Origin of the sequence: Buttiauxella sp. JUb87 (genome assembly GCF_004361975.1) — a bacterium.
GTDB classification, from domain to species: domain Bacteria; phylum Pseudomonadota; class Gammaproteobacteria; order Enterobacterales; family Enterobacteriaceae; genus Buttiauxella; species Buttiauxella ferragutiae.
Genome location: NZ_SNVY01000001.1, coordinates 212,916 through 234,743, shown reverse-complemented (window position 1 = coordinate 234,743; position 21,828 = coordinate 212,916). Strand labels below are relative to the sequence as shown.

Genomic DNA, 21,828 nt, shown 5'->3' with positions numbered 1-21,828 from the left:
GCGTAGTCATCTGGGCAGCGCACTGCCTGGTAAGTCTTTATCGTTAATTGGCGCTAGATTAGCACATCACGCCTTTTGACGCCTTGTTCAATAAAATCGAACATAGAGTTCGATATATTGCGCTATCACTGCAATCGGATTGTGAATAAAGTAACCCTCAGCGAACGGGCAATCTGTCCGAATGAACACAATAAAGGAATCACCCATGAGCAAAGTATTAGTCCTGAAGTCCAGTATCCTGGCAGGTTACTCTCAGTCAAATCAACTGTCCGACTATTTTGTTGAACAATGGCGTGAAGAGCATAGCGCAGATGAGATCACCGTGCGTGATTTGGCTGCAAACCCAATCCCTGTACTGGATGGCGAGCTGGTTGGCGCACTGCGTCCAAGCGACGCCCCACTGTCTCCACGTCAGCAAGAAGCGCTGGCGCTGTCTGACGAACTGATTGCTGAGCTGAAAGCTCACGATGTGATTGTTATCAACGCGCCAATGTACAACTTCAACATTCCAACACAGTTGAAGAACTATTTCGACCTGGTGGCGCGTGCTGGCGTGACTTTCCGTTACACCGAAAAAGGCCCAGAAGGCTTGGTTACCGGTAAGCGTGCTGTGATCCTGACCAGCCGTGGCGGTATTCATAAAGATACCCCAACCGATCTGCTGGTACCGTATCTGAACATCTTCCTCGGCTTCATCGGGATTACCGATGTGAACTATGTGTTCGCTGAAGGGATTGCTTACGGTCCGGAAGTGGCGAGCAAAGCGCAATCTGACGCAAAAGCGGCAATTGATAGCATCGTAACTGCATAGTTTTTGATGCAAATGGTGGGTGGCGCTAACGCTTACCCACCCTACGTAAAAAACGGCAAACATAATGTTTGCCGTTTTTATTAATACAAATTCAACAGATTCAATTTCTGCTGCAACAGTTCCCGTTCTCCACCCTGTATTGTTCGTAACGGGAAAGGTAGACATGGCGTTTGAACTCTGCCCAGTAGTTCGGCAACCGTAGCAATAACCCGCAGGCTTCCATAACGTCGATAAAATACCCATAACGCTTCAAGTGCACCATCAAGCTGATTCACTTTTTCCTCATCCCCGGCTTGAGCGGCTCGGGTAAGTATGCGCGAATACTGTGGAAATAAACCCGCCAGAACGGAATACCAGACGTCACATCCCGCAAGCAAACCACGAGCAGACTGAGCATCACCGCTAATCCCAATCGTCACATGGGCAGGAATTTTGCGGCGCAGTGCCGCGATTCGCACGCGGGCTTCTTCACGTTCAGCCGGCAAACTGCCGAGTTTCACCGAGTTTACCCCTGGCAGGATCGCAATAGCTGAAAGTAGTTCATCACTAAACGAAAAACCGGTCGTCGCCGGATTGTCATACACACACAGTGGAACCGACAATTCGCGGACTACGCGGCTATACAGTTCGTAAACTTCATCGCCACCAAGTGGCTGATAAGATAACGGAGCCAGAAGAACACCACTCACGCCCGCTTGTTGTGCGTCAACGGCAAGATTCAGTACTTCTTCTACACGTACAGCACCAATACTGGTCATTACCGGAATACCATTTGCCGCAGTAACGGCAAGTTGCGTGCCCCGTAAACGCTGCGCGCGAGTCAAATAGGCATAACTTCCGGTAGAACCCAGTGCGCCAATCGAATCCACCCTGGCTTCAGCCAGGTTCGATATCAATGAAACGAAAGTTCTTTCGTCTATTTCGCCAGCTATCAGCGGCGTAAGCGGGAAAGCACAAAGCCCCTTAAACATCTTTATTCCTTTTACACAGTTGCGCCGATTATCGTGCGAACTTACGCGAGCCGATGACGCAACAAATTACTCCGAAAGTCACCGCCACCATTTGCAAACTCACTGTTTCATGGAGCAGTGTCGCCGAAAGCGCCAGGTCAAAGAAGGGTTGTAGCAATTGTAGCTGTCCGACTGCCGCAATACCGCCGATGGCGAGTCCTTTGTACCAAAAGATAAAACCAATCAACATGCTAAAAAGTGACACGTAACCGAGCCCCATCCAGGCCTGAACACCAATATCGCTGAACGTGTCTGGCATCGTCATGAACGAAGCTACTAACATGAAGGGAAGCGAGATAACTAAGGCCCAGCTAATCACTTGCCAACCGCCTAGCGACCTTGAAAGCGTCGCCCCTTCTGCATAACCCAGACCGCAGACCAGCACTGACGCCAGCATTAATAAATTACCCGCTATCGACACGGACAAATTCTGATAAAGGGCAAAGCCTACCACCATCAGGCTTCCCAATATGGAAAACACCCAAAATGCCAGTGATGGCCGTTCATGACCACGAATAACCCCAAAGATGGCCGTAGACAGCGGCAAAAGCCCGAGAAATACGATGGAGTGAGCGGATGTCACATACTGAAGCGCCATGGCTGTCAGCAGTGGAAAGCCGATAACCACGCCAAATGCGACAACCATTAACGAGAAAATCTGCGATGAATGAGGACGCTTTTCCCGGCAGATCAAAATCAAGATTAGCGCCAGCATGCCAGCGATAGAAGCTCTGAGAAAGGTCAGGAAAAAAGGATTGATATCCATCACGGCCAGGCGCGTGGCCGGGAGAGAACCGCTAAAAATAATCACGCCAATCAGGCCGTGTAGCCACCCTGAAAATGATTCTGACCCCGCTTTACTTGCTGCTGAATGACCCACGATTATCCTCATTTTGTCAGAAAAATAGAGAAACAATGCTTCTTGTTTCATAGACAGAGTGAATGATAATCGCCACAATCCATGACAATCAAAATATTGTCATGAATACATTCAATGAAAGCTCGGTATAAAACATTGGTTGATGAATACGCAGCCGCGATTCGTTCCGGCACATTACCGGCAGGAACGCGGCTGCCTACACATCGGGCGTTATCAGCTGAAAAGCACATATCACTCGCTACGGCGACACGGGTTTATGCAGAACTGGAATCCATCGGGCTGGTGAGCGGCGAGACAGGGCGTGGGACTTTTGTCAGGGAGATCTCTCTGCCAACGGGACATGGCATTGATCAGCAAGCCATCGCCACGGATATGCTTGATCTCAATTTTAACTATCCCGCTCTGCCCGAACAGACTGAACTGCTGCGCGATGCGCTGCGCAAGCTCACGAGTTCTGGTGATCTCGAAGCTCTGCTACGTTACCAGCCACATGCGGGCCGACTCAGCGATCGCGAAGCAATAGCAACACATCTTGCAGAGAGTGGAATAACTCCTGACGCCGCTGATGTTCTGATTGTTAATGGGGCCCAGCATGGCCTGGCGGTCAGCGTCATGGGGTGTTTCAAACCCGGAGATGTTGTTGCTGTCGATGCGCTGACATATCCAGGCTTTAAAACACTGGCGGCAACCTTTCACCTTGAGCTGGAAGCGATTCCCGTATCTGCAAATGGGCCTGACCTGAATGTGCTAAAGAAATTGTGTCAACGCAGACGTGTGCGCGCGATTTATACCATGCCCACGCTGCATAATCCGTTGGGGTGGGTTCTCAATGATGTTCAGCGCCAGCAGTTAGCAACCATTGCCAGAGAGTATGATCTTCTGATGCTAGAAGATGCCGCCTACGCATATCTGGTCAGCCATCCACCGCGACCATTGGCCTGTTTCGCGCCAGAGCGGACAATTTATATCACCGGTTTTTCCAAAAATGTGGCAACGGGTCTGCGTGTAGGAGTTGTTGTTTGCCCTTCCCGCTATCGTGCCAGCCTGGAGCGCGCAATACGTGCAACCACCTGGAACACGCCATCGCTGATGACAAGTATTGTTTGCGGCTGGATTAAGGAAGGAACGGTCAGCAGGCTGGAATCGCTGAAGCGAGCGGATGCCCAAAAGCGCCAGAGCCTGGCTCGTGAATTGCTTGCCCCACTCCCGTATATCAGCCATCCGGTATCTTACTTTATTTGGCTCCCGCTGCCAGAAGAAGTACGCGCAGAAAGCGTGGTACGCAGGTTGATGGACAAAAATATTTCAATTTCCACTGCAGAACCTTTTAGCACTTCACAAAACGTCCCCCATGCCATTCGGTTAGCATTGGGTTCAGTCAGCGAAGTTAATCTTCGTCAGGCACTCATTACGGTGCGTGAAACAATTGAATATGAGCAATATCGCTGAACGATATGACGAAACTTACAAGAACATAAATATTAATAAGAAAGAGGAGATGAGAAATGTTAATCCAAACCATTGCGTATAAAGAAACGCAAATGCGAAAAGACAGTTCATTATCCACCAAAAGAAAATACGGCTTCGCAGACCATTCCAGTCATATTGTGGATAGCATAAGCGTAAAATATATATCGTAATTGTCGTCAGAATAATCATAACGTTTTCATCCATGAAACGTAGACAAGCGTAGGCTCAAAGAGTGGAGCAATGCTTAACATGCCTTCAATTAATTTTAAGTAATACTAACTGCCTGGATTTTCTTTTGCAATTAGTGTTATTTAATAAAATAATTGAATTTAATCAAGATGTTAGTATTAATGAAAAAAGAAATGATAATTTAAATGAATATAAAAAGAGTTATATATACAGAAAGGTTGGTATTAGGTGGGGTAAATATTAAATGGGCGGTATTAAGCCGCCCATTCAAAATGACTTATTTTTCCAGCAACGGATGTGCTGTCTTTTCGACTAACGCCAGCAGGAGTTTAATATCCTCCAGCGTAACAGTTGGGTTCAGCAACGTCATTTTCAGACAGGTAACACCGTTATGCTCAGTCACACCCACGTTGGCGCGACCAGATTCTAACAACGCATCACCAATCTGCTGGTTCAGCAGCGCGATAGCTGCATCGCTGCTGTTGGCCAGTTGTTCAGGACGGAAACGGAACAAGACGCTCGCCAGTTGTGGTTTCATCACCAACTCCAGCGAAGGTTGTTCAGTCACGTACTGCGCAACTTGCTGAGCAAGCGTAACGCCATGATCAATGATCGCAGCATATTGCTTCTGACCCAACGCTTCCAGGCCCATCCAAAGTTTCAGTGCATCGAAACGACGTGTGGTCTGCAAAGATTTAGACACCAGATTTGGTACGCCAGCCGCTTCATCAAACTCAGAGTTCAAATAAGCCGCCTGGTAGCGCATCAGTTCATAGTGACGGGCTTCTTTGAGCAAGAACGCACCGCAACTGATGGTCTGGAAGAATTGTTTATGGAAGTCCAGGGTAATGGAGTCCACTAATTCAATACCGTCCAGATAGTCACGATACTGCTCGGACATCAGCAATGCCCCGCCCCACGCTGCATCAACGTGCACCCAAATCTGGTGCTGTGCAGCCAGTGCGGCAATCTCACGTAGCGGGTCGATTGCGCCTGCATCGGTGGTGCCTGCAGTAGCAACAATCGCCAGAATCTGCTCACCGTTAGCCTGAGCTTGCGCCACTTTTTCACGCAGATCGTTGAGATCCATACGCGCGAATTCGTCAGTTTTAACCAGCGTCACCGACTGGTAACCGAGGCCCATCAAAGCCATGTTCTTTTGCACTGAGAAATGGGCATTTTCAGAACACATGACTTTAATCTTTCTCAGATCACCGACCAGGCCATCCTGCTGAATAGAGTGACCCTGGCGAGCAAAGAACGCATCACGCGCCAGCATCAGGCCCATCAGGTTACTTTGGGTGCCGCCGCTGGTGAACACACCCGCGTCGCCTGCCTGATAACCGACTTGAGCACGCAGCCATTCAATCAGCTTCATCTCAATGATGGTGGCTGACGGGCTTTGGTCCCAGGAGTCCATGCTCTGGTTAGTGGCGTTGATCAACACTTCTGCCGCCTGGCTGATAACCAGACTTGGGCAATGCAAGTGCGCAACACACTGTGGGTGATGCACTGACAGACTGTCTTTTAAGAAAAACTCAATCGCACGTTCAATAGCTGCCTGGTTGCCCAGGCCCTGAGGATTGAAATCCAGCTGAATGCGCTCACGCAATTCAGTAACGCTTTTGCCCTGATACATCTCAGGTTGCTGCAGCCACTGCACAACAGCCGCGCTGCTCTGTGCAATCGCCTGCTGGTAGGCTTCAGTGCTTTGCGCTGAGCCTGCCAGAATCGGGTTTAAATCAGACATCGTGGTCATTCGCTCCACTCAGACAGGTTTGATGCCGGACGCTAACAGCGCCTGCTCAAACTTATCGAGGAAAATAGCCAGCTCATCGTTAGTAATAAGCAGGGATGGCAGCAGACGCAGCACGCAACCGTTACGGCCACCGCGCTCCAGAATCAACCCAGCTTTGAAGCAGTTTTTCTGCAGCAATGCGGACAATTCTGGGTCAGACGGGTAGCAACCCATATGGTCTTTAGCTTCGTTTGGTTTAACGATCTCAATACCGATCATCAGACCCAGACCACGAACCTGGCCAATGACCGGGTAACGTTTTTGCATGCTTGCCAGATGGCCTTTCAGCCACTCGCCCTGTTCGGCCACTTTGTCAGCAATCTTGTTTTCAGTCAGATGCTTAAGCGTTGTCAGGCCGGTAGCCATCGCCAGTTGGTTACCACGGAAAGTACCGGTGTGGTGGCCAGGTGACCATGCGTCAAACTCTTTCTTAATGCCCAGCACTGCCAATGGCAAACCACCACCGACTGCTTTAGACATCACGATGATGTCTGGCTCAATGCCAGCATGTTCGTAGGCAAACAGTTTGCCGGTACGGCAGAAACCAGCCTGCACTTCATCGATGATCAGCAGAATGCCGTGTTCTTTGGTGACTTTGCGAATGCGCTGCAACCACTCAGCAGGAGCCGGGTTCACGCCGCCTTCCCCCTGAACCGCTTCCAGAATGACTGCCGCAGGTTTGCGCACGCCACTCTCAACGTCGTTGATCAGGTTTTCGAAGTAATAGGTTAATGCTTTAACGCCAGCTTCACCGCCAATACCCAATGGGCAGCGGTACTGATGCGGATAAGGCATAAACTGAACTTCAGGCATCATGCCGTCGACGGCTTCTTTCGGAGACAGGTTACCTGTTACGGAAAGTGCGCCGTGGGTCATGCCGTGATAGCCGCCGGAGAAGCTGATGATGCCTGCACGACCGGTCACTTTCTTAGCCAGTTTCAGCGCTGCTTCAACCGCGTCCGCACCGGATGGGCCGGTGAATTGCAGGCAATACTCTTTACCCTGTCCAGGCAATAAAGAGAGAAGATATTCAGAGAACTGGTCTTTCAACGGCGTTGTCAGATCCAGTGTATGTAACGGCAAGCCGCTAGTAATGACATTTTGGATGCTTTGCAGCACGTCAGGGTGGTTATGTCCAAGAGCAAGCGTACCTGCCCCTGCAAGGCAATCAAGATATTGATTATTCTCAACATCAGTGATCCAAACACCGTTGGCCTTCGCAATTGCAAAAGGCAATTTACGTGGATAACTCCTAACATTCGATTCAAATTCAGCCTGTCTGGCTAAATAGGTTTCATTGTTTCCGTTTAATGAATTCGTACCTAAACTGTCAATACGGACTTTATCCGTCATCATATCTCTCCTACAACTGCTAAATCATTAATTTCGCAGCTGATTAAATGAATTAGAAAAACTAAGGACCCTATAAAAATCGCGGCCAATATAGGTTCTTTTTGCTCTGTGCTCAATAATTTATTTTTCCAATTTCCGAATGTTTCTGGTTTGTCATTGTGATGAAAAACGATGCAACGAACGTCGACCGGATTCTCATGCTGAAAAAAAACAATATTCAGGTGTTAAATTGGATTAAAAATAGATTTTCAGCAGTTTATATCACTTTGTACACAAATTTTGACGGGTATTAATGGGATTTTTCAGGAGGTTTGACAGGCAAAGTTACACTTTTCATGGTCTAAGTTTGTTCTGACGTGATATCAGCTTTAAAAGAAGATTAGAGAAAGGAGTAAACAGAATAAAAAGAAAGTACATCAATGAGTTTAATCGGTTGTTAACGCATTTATATTTAAGCGCTTCTACCTCACCCCAACGGAGCGAGGCTCCGCCGGGTATTGCTAATGCACATGTAGCTTAAAGTTTGAAGGGTATTAGTGACGGATGGAACCCGGTTGTCTGAGATTGCCCGTATGCCCAAAGGCGGGCATTGGCGAAGATACCGGATTGGAAGTCTGCGAGTCACTGCTACCTGGCCCTGCAACCGTATCGCTGGTGCCAATACCGGCGACGGTATCACTCCCCAGTAAATCGATGGTGCCCTGAACTGTCGACGTTTGCTGGCTGGATGTGTTGGATGAACTACCTGAACTAGCATTGATGCCAGAGGTTGACGTTAATTGAGCAAACACCGCCGTGCTAACCAGAGACAACGCGACTGCCAAAATAATCTTTTTCATCAATTGTTCCCCATTCGATACCGGCAGTATGGAATAGTTGAGTGGATGAATCGTCCCTGGCTATTTCACGCATACAGAATTGCTGCCAATTGAGTGTAGTGGAGCGCTACTTTTTCATCCACTGCCCGTTAATACCGCGCACATACTCACCCGGCTGCGCCCGCGCCACCAGCTTTTGCCCGGCCAGTTCCGCAACCTGATTGGCCGAAATATTATTGCTATCCGCCAGTTTCTGATAATTTTCTGAACGCGCTTCGTTAATGGTTTTCACTAACTCCAGCGTCTCTTTGTCCTGTTTGATTGGTGCAATAAAGCCGCTGAGTGTCTCCCCTACACGCCCTTGCTGGCGAGCTTCGGACAAGGTTAACGCCAACACCTGGCTGCTAAACATCATGCTCGCCAACAAAACGCCTTTAACGATATTTTTCATGACGCTCACTCCGTGCCGAACAAATCGCTGCGGTTTTTAAGCAACGTTTCCACGTCTTTATCCACTTTAATATGAATTTCATGCTCAATTTTAACGTTCATATTAATGGTGATAGGTTCTTTGGGCGCCGCCACTTCTATGCGCGGAGTGCAACCCGTTAATGTGGCAATCCCTGTCGCCAGGAGTGAAGCGATGACGATTTTCATTGTGTTTCCTCACAAGCTTTATCGCGTGTCTGACAACGCACATCCGGTAGCGCGGTATGTTGCTCAAGCCAGGTTTGCAAATTATCCCCAAAACGCAGGCTGCGCCAAAGCGTAAAGAGGTTTTCCTGATGGCTGTAATTCAGCCGTACTGCGTTCCTTTTCCCTTCAACCTGGCTAATGCCTTGCACATTCGCCTGCAAAGTTAATACCCCAAGGTTATCTAAATTAATATGGGTCCAGGAATGAGAAATTTCCATATATCGCAACCAGTTAACAGCAACACCTGCGGCAATATTATTCTCAACAATGGCATCCGCCATGTCTTTATCCAGTCGTAATGTCAGCGGCCCTGGGTTCATCAGCCAGCCATCTTTAATTATCCATTGCGGATGATTAAGCCACAGCGGCAGAGCGCCGTTTACCCGGCCAGACATGGTGAATTGTTTGGGATTGACCGCAGTAATCAATTCACTTGAAGAGATATTTTCTAAGCGTAGCAAGGCGGCGTCCCGTTGTGGTAAACGCAACTGCTGCACACGCATTTTTCCACCCAAAATATCAACATTTACGTTACTGAGTATCAGCGGTTGTGCGTCACTCCACGGATACCAGCCTTCAAGATCCGCAGTAATGTTGGTGGTAGTGAACTGGTTTTTGATTTCGGCAATGCGCAGAGTGACCGGCCCGTCCGTTCCCAACTGCCAGGTACTGTCACCAAAACGGAATGGCAGCACAAAATCAACGCCATTAATCTGGTTATCCGGCATCCAGACGCTGCCATTTTTAACTACGCCATGCCCACCTGCTTCAAATCCCTGACCCGGTGCCGCGGAAAAAGCGATCTGTGAATACAACGTGCCGTCCTTTAAGACCATTTTCCAGTCATCTGGGATCAGCGGCTGGAATACGGTCAGGACTTGTTGCGGCCACCAGGCATTTCCGCGCAGGCGTTCCCCATCCCAACGACCATTGACCCGTACCGGACCTATATCTCCGGCATGCAGGTCTCCTTTATATTGGAACGATGATGGGTCAACGCCGTTGACGCTGAAGGTTAATGCCGACGGAGGCAACGTGCTTCCACCGCTGAAGGTAGTTTTCCCGGCATTTAACGTGAACGAACCATCAAATGAGGGTGTGGTTTCATCTCGTTGCCAGTGCAACGGTTTGTCGAGTTTCAGGCGCGGCTCGCTAACAAGCATTGAGCCATACTCAAGTTTGTCAAAACCGGTCGATAGCGACGTTAACTCAATCACACTATCGCGCCATTCCCCATAGCCACGCACATCCCAGCGCGCCTGCATCGGTGTGAATTCGCCATTACCCCAATATTTCCAGCGCCACAAACCTGCATCCGGTAAAAAGTTGTCGGCTTTGCCATCAAGATGTAGCACGAAGTTACCCGTCTCATTCTCATGCGCACGTACGATCGCCTGCAAACGCCCGTCAACACCTTGTTGCGAGACGCTAACGCCCGCCAAAGGCCAGCGAATTTCATCGACATCAATAGAGTCGATAACTCGCCCGCGTGAACGCAACAGCGCGCCAGGCCGGAACAGGAGTTTAGGGTCAGCAATCGCCCCGCTAATTTCCCCCGGCAACACCGCATAAAACACCATTCCATTCTGTTTGGCTTCACCGGTTAACTGCACCGGCAATGCACTGTCTTCCAGACTGAGTTTGCCTGGGCCAATATTGAGCACCGCGTTGGCTTTACCCGCCAGCCCCTGGGTAACGACATTCATCCGGCCACTGACGACAGCGTTTTCGAACCCTTGTTTCCAGTTATCCACCCGTAGCGCAATGCCTCCGCGCAATGGAACACCGGTATATGGCCAGAACCACTGTCCGCCGTTTACTTCAAAAATTTTATCGCTGACAGTCCAGGGCAGTGTAACCAAAGGTTCAGTCGCACCTGGTTTTGTCACGGTTAAAGCCCCTTCTTCGGCCTTCCAGCCCAGCGCGACATCAACCAGCTCAGGTTCTTGTGGAATACGCAGTTTTGTCTCGAGATGACCTTCTTCCGGCAAGCTGTCGGTAAGCGGTGGTAACGTTATTTGGCCAGCCAATTCAAGCGGCTCCATCCCCGCTATCGCCTGAACCTTTAACTTTTGTAACTCTAATAGCGGGCCGTTCAGTTGCGCATCTACACTTAAGGAAGCGCCAGCATAATGAATAGATTGCTGCTGCGGTGAGAGAGTCAGGCGTAAGGCGCCAGAGAACTGTTGAAACGGGGTAATGTTGACCTTATCTATAGTGATAAGGCTTTCGGGAAGCAATGATTGCCATTCGGCAAGCGAACGCGGTGCTGCCGGTCCCGACTGGTCGAGTGGTATTTTACTCAGGCAATCGACATTAAGATTGAGCGTATCAAGGTGGATGCGCCAGCGCTGCGGATAGCTCAAGGAGGCGTCTTTAATTGTCGCCAGTACGCAGTCCCCGGCAAGGTAACGCAAATCAGGAACAATAATTGCGCCACGTTTAAATTTTGGGCTGGCCTCCAGGGCGATGCGAGTCCCTTGCGGCAGCCAGATTCCGGCAAGCGTGGGCAGCCAATTAGCGATAGTCATCGTGAGCGTTAGCAACAGTAAGATGATAACCAGCAGCAACGCAATAATGGCTTTATATTTACCCTTCATGGGCGATTAAGATCCTGATTAAGCGACAATTTTGTACCCGGCGATTCGGTAAATACGATGATTCTTACATGATTCAGCCCGGGCGTGAAGGTCAAGCCTGGTTTAAGCGTAGCTAACCTTGAGTTAGCAGCAGAATTTCGTGCCTAAAAATATAGTTTAAAATTTGTATGATTATTTTAAGCATGGTAATTTTACAGCAATATCATTCTGGAGATAAGTCTCATGAAACTGGCAGTTTATAGCACAAAACAGTACGATAAAAAGTATCTGGAGCAGGTTAACACTGAATATGGCTTTGAACTTGAATTTTATGACTTCTTACTAACCGAAAAGACAGCCAAAACTGCTCTTGGTTGTGACGGTGTCTGTATCTTCGTGAACGACGATGCCAGCCGCCCGGTGCTGGAAGAGCTCAAAAAGCAGGGTGTGAAATTTATCGCGCTGCGTTGTGCCGGTTTTAACAACGTCGATCTCGACGCGGCTAAAGAACTCGGTTTGCCTGTGGTACGCGTGCCAGCCTACTCTCCAGAAGCGGTCGCTGAACATGCGGTCGGTATGATGATGTGCCTGAACCGCCGTATCCACCGCGCTTATCAACGTACCCGTGATGCGAACTTTTCTCTCGAAGGACTGACCGGCTTCACTATGTTCGGCAAAACGGCGGGTGTGATTGGTACCGGTAAGATTGGCCTTGCCGCGCTGAAAATATTGAAAGGCTTTGGTATGCGCCTGCTGGCGTTTGATCCGTATCCAAGTGCGGCAGCTCTTGAGTTGGGCGTGGAATATGTCGATTTGCCAACCCTGTTTGCGCAGTCTGACGTTATCTCTCTGCACTGCCCAATGACACCAGAAAACTACCATTTACTAAACCGTTCATCGTTTGAACAGATGAAAAACGGCGTAATGGTGATCAACACCAGTCGTGGTGGTTTGATTGATTCGCAGGCGGCTATCGATGCCCTTAAAAATCAGAAAATTGGTGCGTTAGGGATGGATGTGTATGAGAACGAGCGCGATTTGTTCTTTGAAGACAAATCTAACGATGTGATTCAGGACGATTTGTTCCGTCGCCTGTCAGCCTGCCATAACGTGCTGTTTACCGGCCACCAGGCATTCCTGACGGCAGAAGCATTAACCAGTATTTCCGAAACAACGCTGGAAAACCTGCGTCAGTTAGAAAACGGCGAGCCTTGTGTTAATCAGGTGAACTAAATTTTAGTATTAATGCCCTCACCCTGGCAATTTTGTCAGGGTAAGATCTGTTAGCCTCGCAGGTTTTCCGTTCACCGGTTTCCGTGGCGACATCAATACACTTTCGCCTGGTGAACGGAACCGTCTCCGAATCGGCAGGAACCGTCTCTCAAAGATGTGTATAAGAGACAGCTCCCTCAGGAGAGGGAATAAAACCGTTTACCCCTTCTCCCTCAGGAAGGAGGCCGGAATGAGGGTGGCTTTAAGAATATCCTTATAAAAATAAGATGTGATTTTGATATAGTCGCATCCAACTCATTGATGAACAGAATAACTTAAGGACAAGAAATGAAAAAATTAGCTTCAATTGCTCTGGCTGCAATGGTACTGGCCGGTTGCGCCCAATCGAACGACAAATCCTCTGTCACCGCGCAAGACCTGCAACATCACCGTTATGTGCTGCAAACCGTAGACGGCAAACCGCTGACCGGCGTGCAACGCATGCCAGAACTGAGTTTCGGTGAAAAGATGCATATCTCGGGTGCGATGTGTAACCGCTTTATGGGCCAGGCCACACTTGAAGACAATACGCTGAAAGCGAAAGGTCTGGGAATGACCATGATGATGTGTGCTGAGCCACAGCTAAACGAGCTTGATCACATGATTAACGACATGCTGACCAGCGGCGCAAAAGTCGCTTTAGCGCCACAACAGCTCACGCTCAAAACCAGCCAGCATACTTTAGTTTATAAACTGGCCGATCTGGTCAACTGATTCGACTAATAAGCCCCACACGTTCCGGCGGCAAGCGCGTTTTCACTACAGCGTTTGCCGTTCGGCATTGCGCACATCCCGATTGCCGTTCCATCTAGCTGACGAGCAACGCTCAGCGAACCACCAATCATTGCACAACTTGCTTGCCCCTGGCTGGACATCGCTGCGCGCATACCCGGCGGTACGTGAGCCGCGGTGGCTTGTTGAGGTGGTTCACTACTGCATGCCGACAACAATGAGGTTGATAATAACAGCGCGGCACAACCGACTAAAAACGCAGCTCGCATGACTCTTCTCTCCTGAATGTTGCAAAACCTAAGAAGCATAAGGCTGCCGCTGTGTTCCGTCGAGGCCACAAAGCCATAAAAAGTGTGTGATTTTGCAAAGTGGATCACTTAATTGCGCAAAACATCGGCATCTTTCCTTTTCACGACCTCAATCAAAGCTCAACACAGGACACAAAAGCGAAAATCACCTTCTGTGGGGTTTGCTAGAATTAAATGATTATTCTTCGACTCGCGCAGGCATGCGGGTCTATTCATGTTTATTTTGTTGCGCAATGTAAGGGTGTCCCATGATCACAATTGACGGCAATGGTGCAGTCGCTTCTGTGGCGTTTCGCGCCAGTGAAGTAATTGCCATCTACCCGATAACTCCCAGCTCAACTATGGCGGAACTTGCTGATGCCTGGTCTGGAGATGGCAGGAAAAACATCTGGGGAGATATCCCTCGCGTGGTAGAAATGCAGTCCGAAGCGGGAGCGATTGCCGCGGTTCACGGCGCGCTGCAAACAGGTGCCCTTTCCACCTCATTTACTTCATCGCAGGGTTTACTGCTGATGATCCCGACACTCTACAAACTGGCCGGACAATTAACGCCGTTTGTACTGCATGTGGCGGCCCGCACCATTGCGACCCATGCGCTGTCTATCTTTGGCGATCACTCGGATGTGATGGCGATTCGCCAGACCGGTTGCGCGATGTTATGTGCCAGCAGCGTGCAAGAAGCGCAAGACTTCGCATTGATTTCGCATATCGCCACACTGAAAAGCCGGGTGCCTTTTATTCATTTCTTCGATGGTTTCCGCACCTCGCATGAAATCAACAAAATCGTCCCGCTGGCTGACAGCACCATCCTGGAACTGCTGCCGCAAAAAGAGATTGATGAACACCGCGCCCGCGCGCTCAATCCTGAACATCCGGTTATCCGTGGGACCTCCGCCAACCCGGACACTTATTTCCAGTCCCGCGAAGCCAGTAATTTGTGGTACGACGCGGTTTACCAACACGTCGAACAAGCGATGGACAGCTTTGCCGCCGCCACGGGTCGCCAGTATCGCCCGTTTGAATATTACGGCCACCCGCAAGCCGAACGCGTCATTATCCTGATGGGTTCAGCTATTGGCACCTGCGAGGAAGTGGTTGATGAACTGCTGACGCGCGGTGAAAAAGTGGGTGTGCTGAAAGTTCGCCTGTTCCGCCCTTTCTCCGCCGACCATTTGCTGGAAGTATTGCCAGAAAGCGCACGCCAGATTGCAGTGCTCGACCGCACCAAAGAACCCGGCGCACTGGCAGAGCCACTGTATCTCGACGTGATGACTTCCCTTGCCGAAGCCTTTAACCGTGGCGAGCGTGAAACGCTGCCTCGCGTGATTGGCGGGCGTTACGGCCTTTCGTCCAAAGAGTTTGGCCCGGATTGCGTGCTAGCGGTATTTAACGAACTGACCCAAGCCAAACCGCGCCCACGCTTTACGGTCGGTATTTACGACGATGTCACCAATTTGTCGTTACCGTTGCCGGAAAACACCCTGCCGAACCGTGCCAAACTTGAAGCGCTGTTTTACGGGCTGGGCAGCGACGGCAGCGTGTCAGCGACCAAAAACAATATCAAAATCATCGGTAACTCGACGCCGTTCTTCACCCAGGGTTATTTCGTCTATGACTCGAAAAAAGCAGGCGGCCTGACCGTTTCTCACCTGCGCGTCAGCGAGCAGCCGATTAACTCAACCTACCTGATTGATAAAGCAGATTTTGTTGGCTGCCACCAGTTACAGTTTATCGACAAATATCAGATGACCGAGCGCCTGAAACCGGGTGGTATTTTCCTGCTCAACACGCCGTATGGCGCGGACGAAGTGTGGCATCGCCTGCCGCAAGAAGTGCAGGCTGTCCTGAACCAGAAAAAAGCGCGCTTCTTTGTGGTTAATGCGGCAAAAATCGCCCGTGAATGCCAGCTTGGCGCGCGTATCAACACCGTCATGCAGATGGCATTCTTCCATCTGACCAATATCCTGCCTGGCGACAGCGCACTGGCAGAACTGCAAGGTGCCATTGCCAAAAGCTACAGCAGCAAAGGCCAGGAACTGGTGGAACGTAACTGGCAGGCATTAGCCCTGGCGCGTGAATCGCTGGCTGAAGTAACATTGCAGGAAGTGAACGAAAGCAGCCCAATGCGCCCACCAGTGGTTTCCGATGCGGCACCTGATTTCGTCAAAACCGTCACCGCCGCGATGCTTGCAGGACTCGGCGACGCGCTACCTGTTTCCGCGCTGCCGCCAGACGGCACCTGGCCGATGGGCACCACGCAGTGGGAAAAACGCAACATCGCCGAAGAAATCCCCATCTGGAAGCCAGATATTTGTACCCAGTGTAACCACTGCGTTGCCGCCTGCCCGCATTCAGCCATTCGTGCCAAAGTGGTGCAACCTGAAGCGATGGAAAACGCCCCTGCCGGATTGCAATCGCTGGATGTGAAATCCCGCGATATGCGTGGGCAGAAATACGTATTGCAGGTAGCACCTGAAGATTGCACCGGCTGTAACTTGTGCGTCGAAGTTTGTCCGGCGAAAGACCGCCAGAACCCGGAAATCAAGGCCATCAATATGATGTCGCGCCTTGAACATGTTGAAGAAGAAAAAGAGAATTACGACTTCTTCCTCAGTCTGCCGGAAATGGATCGCACCAGCCTCGAGCGCATCGATATCCGTACTTCGCAGCTGCTTCAACCGCTGTTTGAATACTCCGGCGCGTGTTCCGGCTGCGGTGAAACGCCGTATATCAAACTGCTCACCCAACTGTATGGCGACCGCATGTTGATTGCCAACGCCACCGGTTGTTCATCGATTTATGGCGGTAACTTGCCGTCAACACCGTACACCACCGATGCCAATGGGCGCGGCCCGGCCTGGGCGAACTCGCTGTTTGAAGATAACGCCGAATTTGGGCTCGGTTTCCGCCTGACAGTCGATCAACATCGCGCCCGCGTGATGCGTCTGGTTGGTAAGTTCGCTGACCAACTGCCCGCCGAACTCAACGAACAACTGCATGCTCAAGCCACGCCAGAAGTGCGCCGCGAGCAGGTTATTGAACTGCGCAAACATCTGGCGAATATCGACGACCCGGACGCGCGCCAGTTAATCACCGACGCTGACGCCATGGTTGAAAAATCTATCTGGCTGATTGGTGGTGACGGCTGGGCGTATGACATCGGTTTTGGCGGCCTGGATCATGTGTTAAGCCTGACCGAAAACGTCAATATTCTGGTGCTGGATACCCAGTGCTACTCCAACACTGGCGGGCAGGCATCGAAAGCGACACCGCTGGGTGCAGTCACTAAGTTTGGCGAACACGGCAAGCGTAAAGCGCGTAAAGATCTCGGCGTTAGCATGATGATGTACGGGCATGTTTATGTGGCGCAGATTTCACTCGGCGCACAACTTAACCAAACCGTGAAAGCGATTCAGGAAGCCGAATCTTATCCCGGCCCGTCGCTGATAATCGCCTACAGCCCTTGCGAAGAACACGGCTACGATTTGGCACTCAGCCATGATCAAATGCGCCAGCTCACCGCAACGGGTTTCTGGCCACTTTATCGCTATGATCCGCGTCGTGCCGACGAAGGTAAATTGCCGCTGGCGCTGGATTCGCGTCCGCCATCTGATGCGCTGGCCGATACGCTAATGAAAGAACAGCGCTTCCGCCGCCTGAACGCGCAGCAGCCAGAAGTTGCCGAACAGCTTTGGAAAGATGCCGCTGCAGATTTGCAAAAACGCTACGATTTCCTGGCGCAAATGGCAGGCAAAGCGGAGAAAGCGGACAGCGAGTGAGTCCGTGAAAATGTCGGATGTCGCTGCGCTAATCCGACCTACGATTTTGGCTTTGTAGGGTGGATAAGCGATTAGCGTCATCCACCATTTTCATCACAACTTAGTTAAAACTTATACGTAAAATATCATCCGGGCTGGTCGGCTCTTTTTCACGGCTGCCCGGCTGCTTCACGCTAACAAACAACTGTTGCCCATCCGGCGAAAGTGCAAGGCTGTTTGGCAGGGCTGGCGTGTCGATAGTCTCCAGCACTTTGTAGCTTTTCGCATCAATCACGCTGACTTTACCGGCTTTGCGATGCGTCACGTAGACTTCGTTGCGCGTCGGGTTGAACAACACATCCAGACCCAGCGGCACATCAACTTTGTTCAGCACTTTGCTGGTTTTGGTATCCACAACCAGTAGCTGCGGTGTCTTGGAATCGCTGACAAACGCACGGTTGTTTGCGGTATCGAGCGCAATATTCAGATAAAAATGCTCGCCTTCGGTTTCCAGCTTAGTCCGCGAGACCACTTTGTCCGTTTTGCTGTCGATAACGATAAATTCGTTGTCGGCGTTGGTCATGTAAATGCGCGATGCTTTCGCATCAATCGCCAGCCCCGTCGCCATTTTGCCGAGATCTTTAATCGTATCGCGCAACTCAAGCGTCGCCCCATCAATCACCCACAACACGCTGGACTCCCCCAACCCGCCCATATACAGCGTGTTGGTAGACTCGTTGACTACTAACTGGCGTGGAGCCAGAGGGCGCACCGTTTCGCTACGTTTGGTTTCATCAACCACCAATGACTTAATCACATCCCCTGTTTTGCTGTTGATGGCGGTCACCGCGCTGCTGGTGGTGTTACCCAGGAACAAGGTGCCGGTGGTTTTGTTCAACGCCACGCCGAACGGCTTCAGGTTGTTATGAATCGCCTGCGTCACTTCGAGGGTTGCCGGGTCAAGACGATAAACCACCCCGCCTTTATCCAGTTTGCGGCTTTGCGAAGTGGCGACGTACAAGGCCGATTGATCCGCGCTATAGGCCATTTCATACGCGCCTTTGCCAACCGGTTTTCTTTCTACCGTGAATGAGGTGTCAGCAAATAATGAAGTGGAAAACAGCAGGCTGGAAAGCATGAGCGCAGGCAATACGCGTAGACGGGCTTGTGGTAAAGCGGGCATAAATGTCCTTATCAATAGTAAGTAAAAAGCTATAACTAACAGGATATTAGCTATAGCTCAAAGCGCTGTTGATAATTATTATCATTTCCGCCAACAAAAGCAAATGATTCTAATTTAAATGGCATAACACAAGGGTTAATCAACTTAATTAACCACCATCACAAGGCAACCTTTGCCAGGAACGACAAACCAAAGAATCGGCAAAATCATTAAATACTGCTGCCCCACGGGTTCAGTTCTGCCCGCCAGTCAGTGCCGTCCTAAGCATTTATCAGTACGACTTACCTGCGATCATGACCATATTTCGATCCATTTCTTTTAATTATTGAAAGCTATGATCCATAAGTATTTACAATAATAAACCCGATCAAAAAAAATATCATAAACGAGGTGAGGACTCCGTAAGCAACACTACAAATAAAACCTTCCTTTTTTATTGTGTATAAAATGCAATAGACCCCCCCTCCACCACCAATAATACTCAATGCAAAAAATAATTTAACATAGAAAAAATAACACCCCTTACCATATAAGCTAATGAATTCCGTATAGATAATAACAGAAACCATGCTAACACCAGCGGCGATTAACAAACTCAAAAATATATTTTTCATAATCAATATGAATACCCATATATACCTGGTTTCGGTGGAAACGGTGACGCTCCCCAACGGCCATTAGTAAAAATAGACATTGCTTCCAATAATAATTTATTTGTTTCTTGCTTACAATTCCTTGCAATGAATAAATTTATATGTTCATTTCCTTTCTTATTTAATTCATTATATGCCTGTTCCACACAATAATTTTCGGCCAGTGTTGGCTTGGACAAATCATTATCCAATGCTTCTCTGGCTGTTTTTATATCGATGGTTGATCTAAATTCCACCCTTTTAAATTTTCATCATTCCCCCAACTATACGTATGCAATATATTCCCTGACCATCTGTCGTTACTGTAAACGTATGTGTAAGTGGATTCCAACGAGATCTAGCCTCATCACCAAGAGCTGCTAGATCTCTACTAACGATATACGACTGAGCGGTTTTAGTTAATCCCAATGGATCTATATACTTAGTAGGATTCAGTGGATCTGTATACCCATTCCACCCACCCGCCAGCCCAATCGGATCCTGGGTAATATATCGCCCCTGTTGCGGGTCATAATAACGATGGCGGTTGTAATATAACCCCGTCTCCTCATCAGCCTGTTGGTCCGGCAGACGGATCAACTCGGGTTCTCCTCCGCCAGCTGGTTGCCCCATTACGCCAGTCATTCTCCCGCTTAATCTCACACTTCAACCTGTACAATATCAACTGAGAATTCTATATTCCTCAACATTAGATCTCCGCTATTTATTGTATAAAAATTAAAGTAAATATTCTCACTTCGCTCTGAAGAGTACATGGAAATACAAAAAACCCTGTATTCCATTCTCCTCATATTTATCCCTGTCACTGTAACACTTATAGACTGAATGTTTAATTCTCTCAACTCTCTATCATGAACTTGTCTTTTTTTAATTTCTTTCAAGGTGTCAGGAATAGATTTTTCATCCATACTCCTTGTAACACACATTCCTTTATCACAATCCATATTATTGTATTCATGTTTAAATTCATTAATCACCCCCTTAACCTTTCTCTTATCAAAATAAAATGTCACAGAACTATAAAGAATTGCAAAAAAAACCGCTTATGAAAATTAATTTTAAAACCTTTAGTGTATACCCGCCATCATAATGCCCCCGCGCCCCATTAAAGTAATAGATTGCGCCAATTACCACAATAATAGCAAGGAAAGCTGACAAAGCAGATATCAATATGTATGAGGCCATGGAAATATTTTCATTGAAATTATTACAGCGTTTAAAAAAATACATTTTAATCATTATCATTATCCTTTTTCATTGAACTCCCCACATTATCACTGGTGCCTTCGGAAATTAATCCTGTCGCATAATCACCAATAACATTTGACAACAAAGGTATTTTCCCCAGAAGACCACTTACGAATGATCCAGTCCCTGCACCGACAGCGCCACCGTTACTCCCAGTATTCAAATAAGCAATCCCTGAGGCGATCAATGTATTGGCACCAAGTGAACGTCCAGAATAGAAAACGCCGGTCAATGCAGCGGCGAAAGCATCAGAAGGATTTACCTCTCCATATTCAACCAATTGATATGTTACATTTGCAGAACAAAAAATGGTGCTACTCTTTAAAATATTCACTAAAGATGCCGCTGGCCCATATATAGCTGTCAACCCAGTAATTGGCGTATTAATTGCCCATGCTTTTGCATATTCAGAACCTGGAGTCCACGCTCCTTCAGTGGATGCCATATTGCTTAATGCTCTAACCGATTCATCAGATGATAAACGGGGTCCTGCAGACTCCGCGGCTTCGCCATAGTCAACTCCACCTACAGTTCCCAATGAAAAAAAGGTTCCCCAATTATCACTAAGACCTAATGGGTCACTTTGCTGTACTGGATTCGATGTATAGCAATATAAATTCCACCCACCATTCAACCCAATAGGATCCTGGGTAATATACCGCCCCTGTTGCGGGTCATAATAACGGTGGCGGTTGTAATACAATCCCGTCTCTTCATCAGCCTGCTGACCCGGCAGACGAATGAGCTGTTGCAGATGATGCGGATTCTCCTCCGCCAGCTGGTTGCCCCATTCATCATATTCGGCCTGCCAGGCTATCGCTCCTGCTTCATCAATCAGCGCCAGCGGCAGTCCCCGGTGGTCACAGTGGTAAAGATGGATTTTTCTCTCCGGCGTGTGTTCCGGCTCCAGCTGCTTTTCCATCTGCTCCACGCTCAGCCCGCACTGCGTCAGCCACTGGTGGCTCTGGTCACTGAGCTGGCCACTGCATCAGCACCCAGCCCCGCGTCCTGCTGCAGTTTCTCCGCCAGCGTACGGCTTTTTCCAGCGCGGCTGTTGCCGTCATGTCGCC

At 49.2% G+C, this 21,828-nt stretch carries 18 protein-coding genes and 1 pseudogene; 5 read left to right on the top strand and 14 right to left on the bottom strand.

Going from position 1 to position 21,828, the window contains the following annotated elements; all coding sequences use genetic code 11:
• Positions 1-205: 205 nt before the first annotated feature.
• On the top strand, positions 206-811 hold the full coding sequence (gene azoR, locus EC843_RS01035) for an FMN-dependent NADH-azoreductase (RefSeq protein WP_064546909.1): 606 nt from the start codon (positions 206-208) through the stop codon (positions 809-811).
• Between the two features lie 80 nt (positions 812-891).
• Here azoR and EC843_RS01030 read toward each other — a convergent pair whose 3' ends face one another.
• Both EC843_RS01030 and EC843_RS01025 read right to left on the bottom strand, forming a co-directional pair.
• Positions 892-1,782 (bottom strand): dihydrodipicolinate synthase family protein, encoded by an 891-nt coding sequence (locus tag EC843_RS01030; protein WP_133521419.1) that lies wholly within the window; start codon positions 1,780-1,782, stop codon positions 892-894.
• 28 nt (positions 1,783-1,810) lie between these two features.
• Positions 1,811-2,701, bottom strand: coding sequence for a DMT family transporter (locus EC843_RS01025; RefSeq protein ID WP_243739107.1), 891 nt, complete (start codon positions 2,699-2,701; stop codon positions 1,811-1,813).
• Positions 2,702-2,815: 114 nt separating this feature from the next.
• Between EC843_RS01025 and EC843_RS01020 the strand changes: the two genes are divergently transcribed.
• Entirely contained in the window at positions 2,816-4,150 is a 1,335-nt protein-coding gene (locus EC843_RS01020) for a PLP-dependent aminotransferase family protein (protein WP_133521418.1), read from the top strand.
• Positions 4,151-4,637: 487 nt separating this feature from the next.
• On the opposite strand, the gene EC843_RS01015 is transcribed toward EC843_RS01020, so the two are convergent.
• The 6 genes from EC843_RS01015 to EC843_RS00990 form a co-directional block, all read right to left on the bottom strand.
• Entirely contained in the window at positions 4,638-6,110 is a 1,473-nt protein-coding gene (locus EC843_RS01015) for an aspartate aminotransferase family protein (RefSeq protein WP_064546954.1), read from the bottom strand.
• 18 nt (positions 6,111-6,128) lie between these two features.
• Entirely contained in the window at positions 6,129-7,514 is a 1,386-nt protein-coding gene (locus tag EC843_RS01010; RefSeq protein ID WP_133521417.1) for a diaminobutyrate--2-oxoglutarate transaminase, read from the bottom strand.
• 530 nt (positions 7,515-8,044) lie between these two features.
• Positions 8,045-8,350 (bottom strand): hypothetical protein, encoded by a 306-nt coding sequence (locus tag EC843_RS01005; protein WP_133521416.1) that lies wholly within the window; start codon positions 8,348-8,350, stop codon positions 8,045-8,047.
• Positions 8,351-8,456: 106 nt separating this feature from the next.
• On the bottom strand, positions 8,457-8,780 hold the full coding sequence (locus EC843_RS01000; RefSeq protein ID WP_064546919.1) for a YdbL family protein: 324 nt from the start codon (positions 8,778-8,780) through the stop codon (positions 8,457-8,459).
• A 5-nt stretch (positions 8,781-8,785) separates the two neighbouring features.
• Complete coding sequence (locus tag EC843_RS00995; protein ID WP_064546921.1) at positions 8,786-8,986, bottom strand: YnbE family lipoprotein; 201 nt, start codon at positions 8,984-8,986, stop codon at positions 8,786-8,788.
• Positions 8,983-11,625, bottom strand: a complete 2,643-nt coding sequence (locus EC843_RS00990) for a YdbH family protein (RefSeq protein ID WP_133521415.1) — start codon at positions 11,623-11,625, stop codon at positions 8,983-8,985. The genes EC843_RS00995 and EC843_RS00990 overlap by 4 nt, the downstream gene beginning before the upstream one ends.
• Positions 11,626-11,847: 222 nt before the next feature.
• On the opposite strand from EC843_RS00990, the gene EC843_RS00985 reads away from it, so the two are divergent.
• Together EC843_RS00985 and hslJ are read left to right on the top strand one after the other, a co-directional pair.
• Positions 11,848-12,837, top strand: coding sequence for a 2-hydroxyacid dehydrogenase (locus EC843_RS00985; RefSeq protein WP_064546926.1), 990 nt, complete (start codon positions 11,848-11,850; stop codon positions 12,835-12,837).
• Between the two features lie 327 nt (positions 12,838-13,164).
• The gene (gene hslJ, locus EC843_RS00980; protein ID WP_133521414.1) at positions 13,165-13,590 is read left to right on the top strand and encodes a heat shock protein HslJ; all 426 of its coding nucleotides are present in this window, start codon (positions 13,165-13,167) and stop codon (positions 13,588-13,590) included.
• 5 nt (positions 13,591-13,595) lie between these two features.
• Here the strand turns inward: hslJ and EC843_RS00975 are convergent, their stop codons facing one another.
• On the bottom strand, positions 13,596-13,877 hold the full coding sequence (locus EC843_RS00975; protein ID WP_133521413.1) for a DUF333 domain-containing protein: 282 nt from the start codon (positions 13,875-13,877) through the stop codon (positions 13,596-13,598).
• Positions 13,878-14,164: 287 nt separating this feature from the next.
• Here EC843_RS00975 and nifJ point away from each other — a divergent pair, with 287 nt between their 5' ends.
• Positions 14,165-17,695: a pyruvate:ferredoxin (flavodoxin) oxidoreductase gene (gene nifJ / locus EC843_RS00970; protein ID WP_064546959.1), complete on the top strand. Its 3,531-nt coding sequence runs from the start codon at positions 14,165-14,167 to the stop codon at positions 17,693-17,695.
• Positions 17,696-17,795: 100 nt separating this feature from the next.
• Here the strand turns inward: nifJ and EC843_RS00965 are convergent, their stop codons facing one another.
• The 5 genes and pseudogenes from EC843_RS00965 to EC843_RS24690 form a co-directional block, all read right to left on the bottom strand.
• Entirely contained in the window at positions 17,796-18,857 is a 1,062-nt protein-coding gene (locus tag EC843_RS00965; RefSeq protein WP_133521412.1) for a YncE family protein, read from the bottom strand.
• A gap of 616 nt (positions 18,858-19,473) precedes the next feature.
• Positions 19,474-19,746 (bottom strand): hypothetical protein, encoded by a 273-nt coding sequence (locus EC843_RS00960; RefSeq protein WP_133521411.1) that lies wholly within the window; start codon positions 19,744-19,746, stop codon positions 19,474-19,476.
• Between the two features lie 4 nt (positions 19,747-19,750).
• Positions 19,751-20,122 (bottom strand): RHS repeat-associated core domain-containing protein, encoded by a 372-nt coding sequence (locus EC843_RS24695; protein ID WP_243739133.1) that lies wholly within the window; start codon positions 20,120-20,122, stop codon positions 19,751-19,753.
• A gap of 26 nt (positions 20,123-20,148) precedes the next feature.
• A complete protein-coding gene (locus EC843_RS00950; RefSeq protein ID WP_133521410.1) occupies positions 20,149-20,487 on the bottom strand; it encodes a hypothetical protein in 339 nt (112 codons plus the stop codon).
• 836 nt (positions 20,488-21,323) lie between these two features.
• A pseudogene (locus EC843_RS24690) lies at positions 21,324-21,737 on the bottom strand (RHS repeat-associated core domain-containing protein); the annotation flags it as partial.
• Positions 21,738-21,828 lie beyond the last annotated feature (91 nt).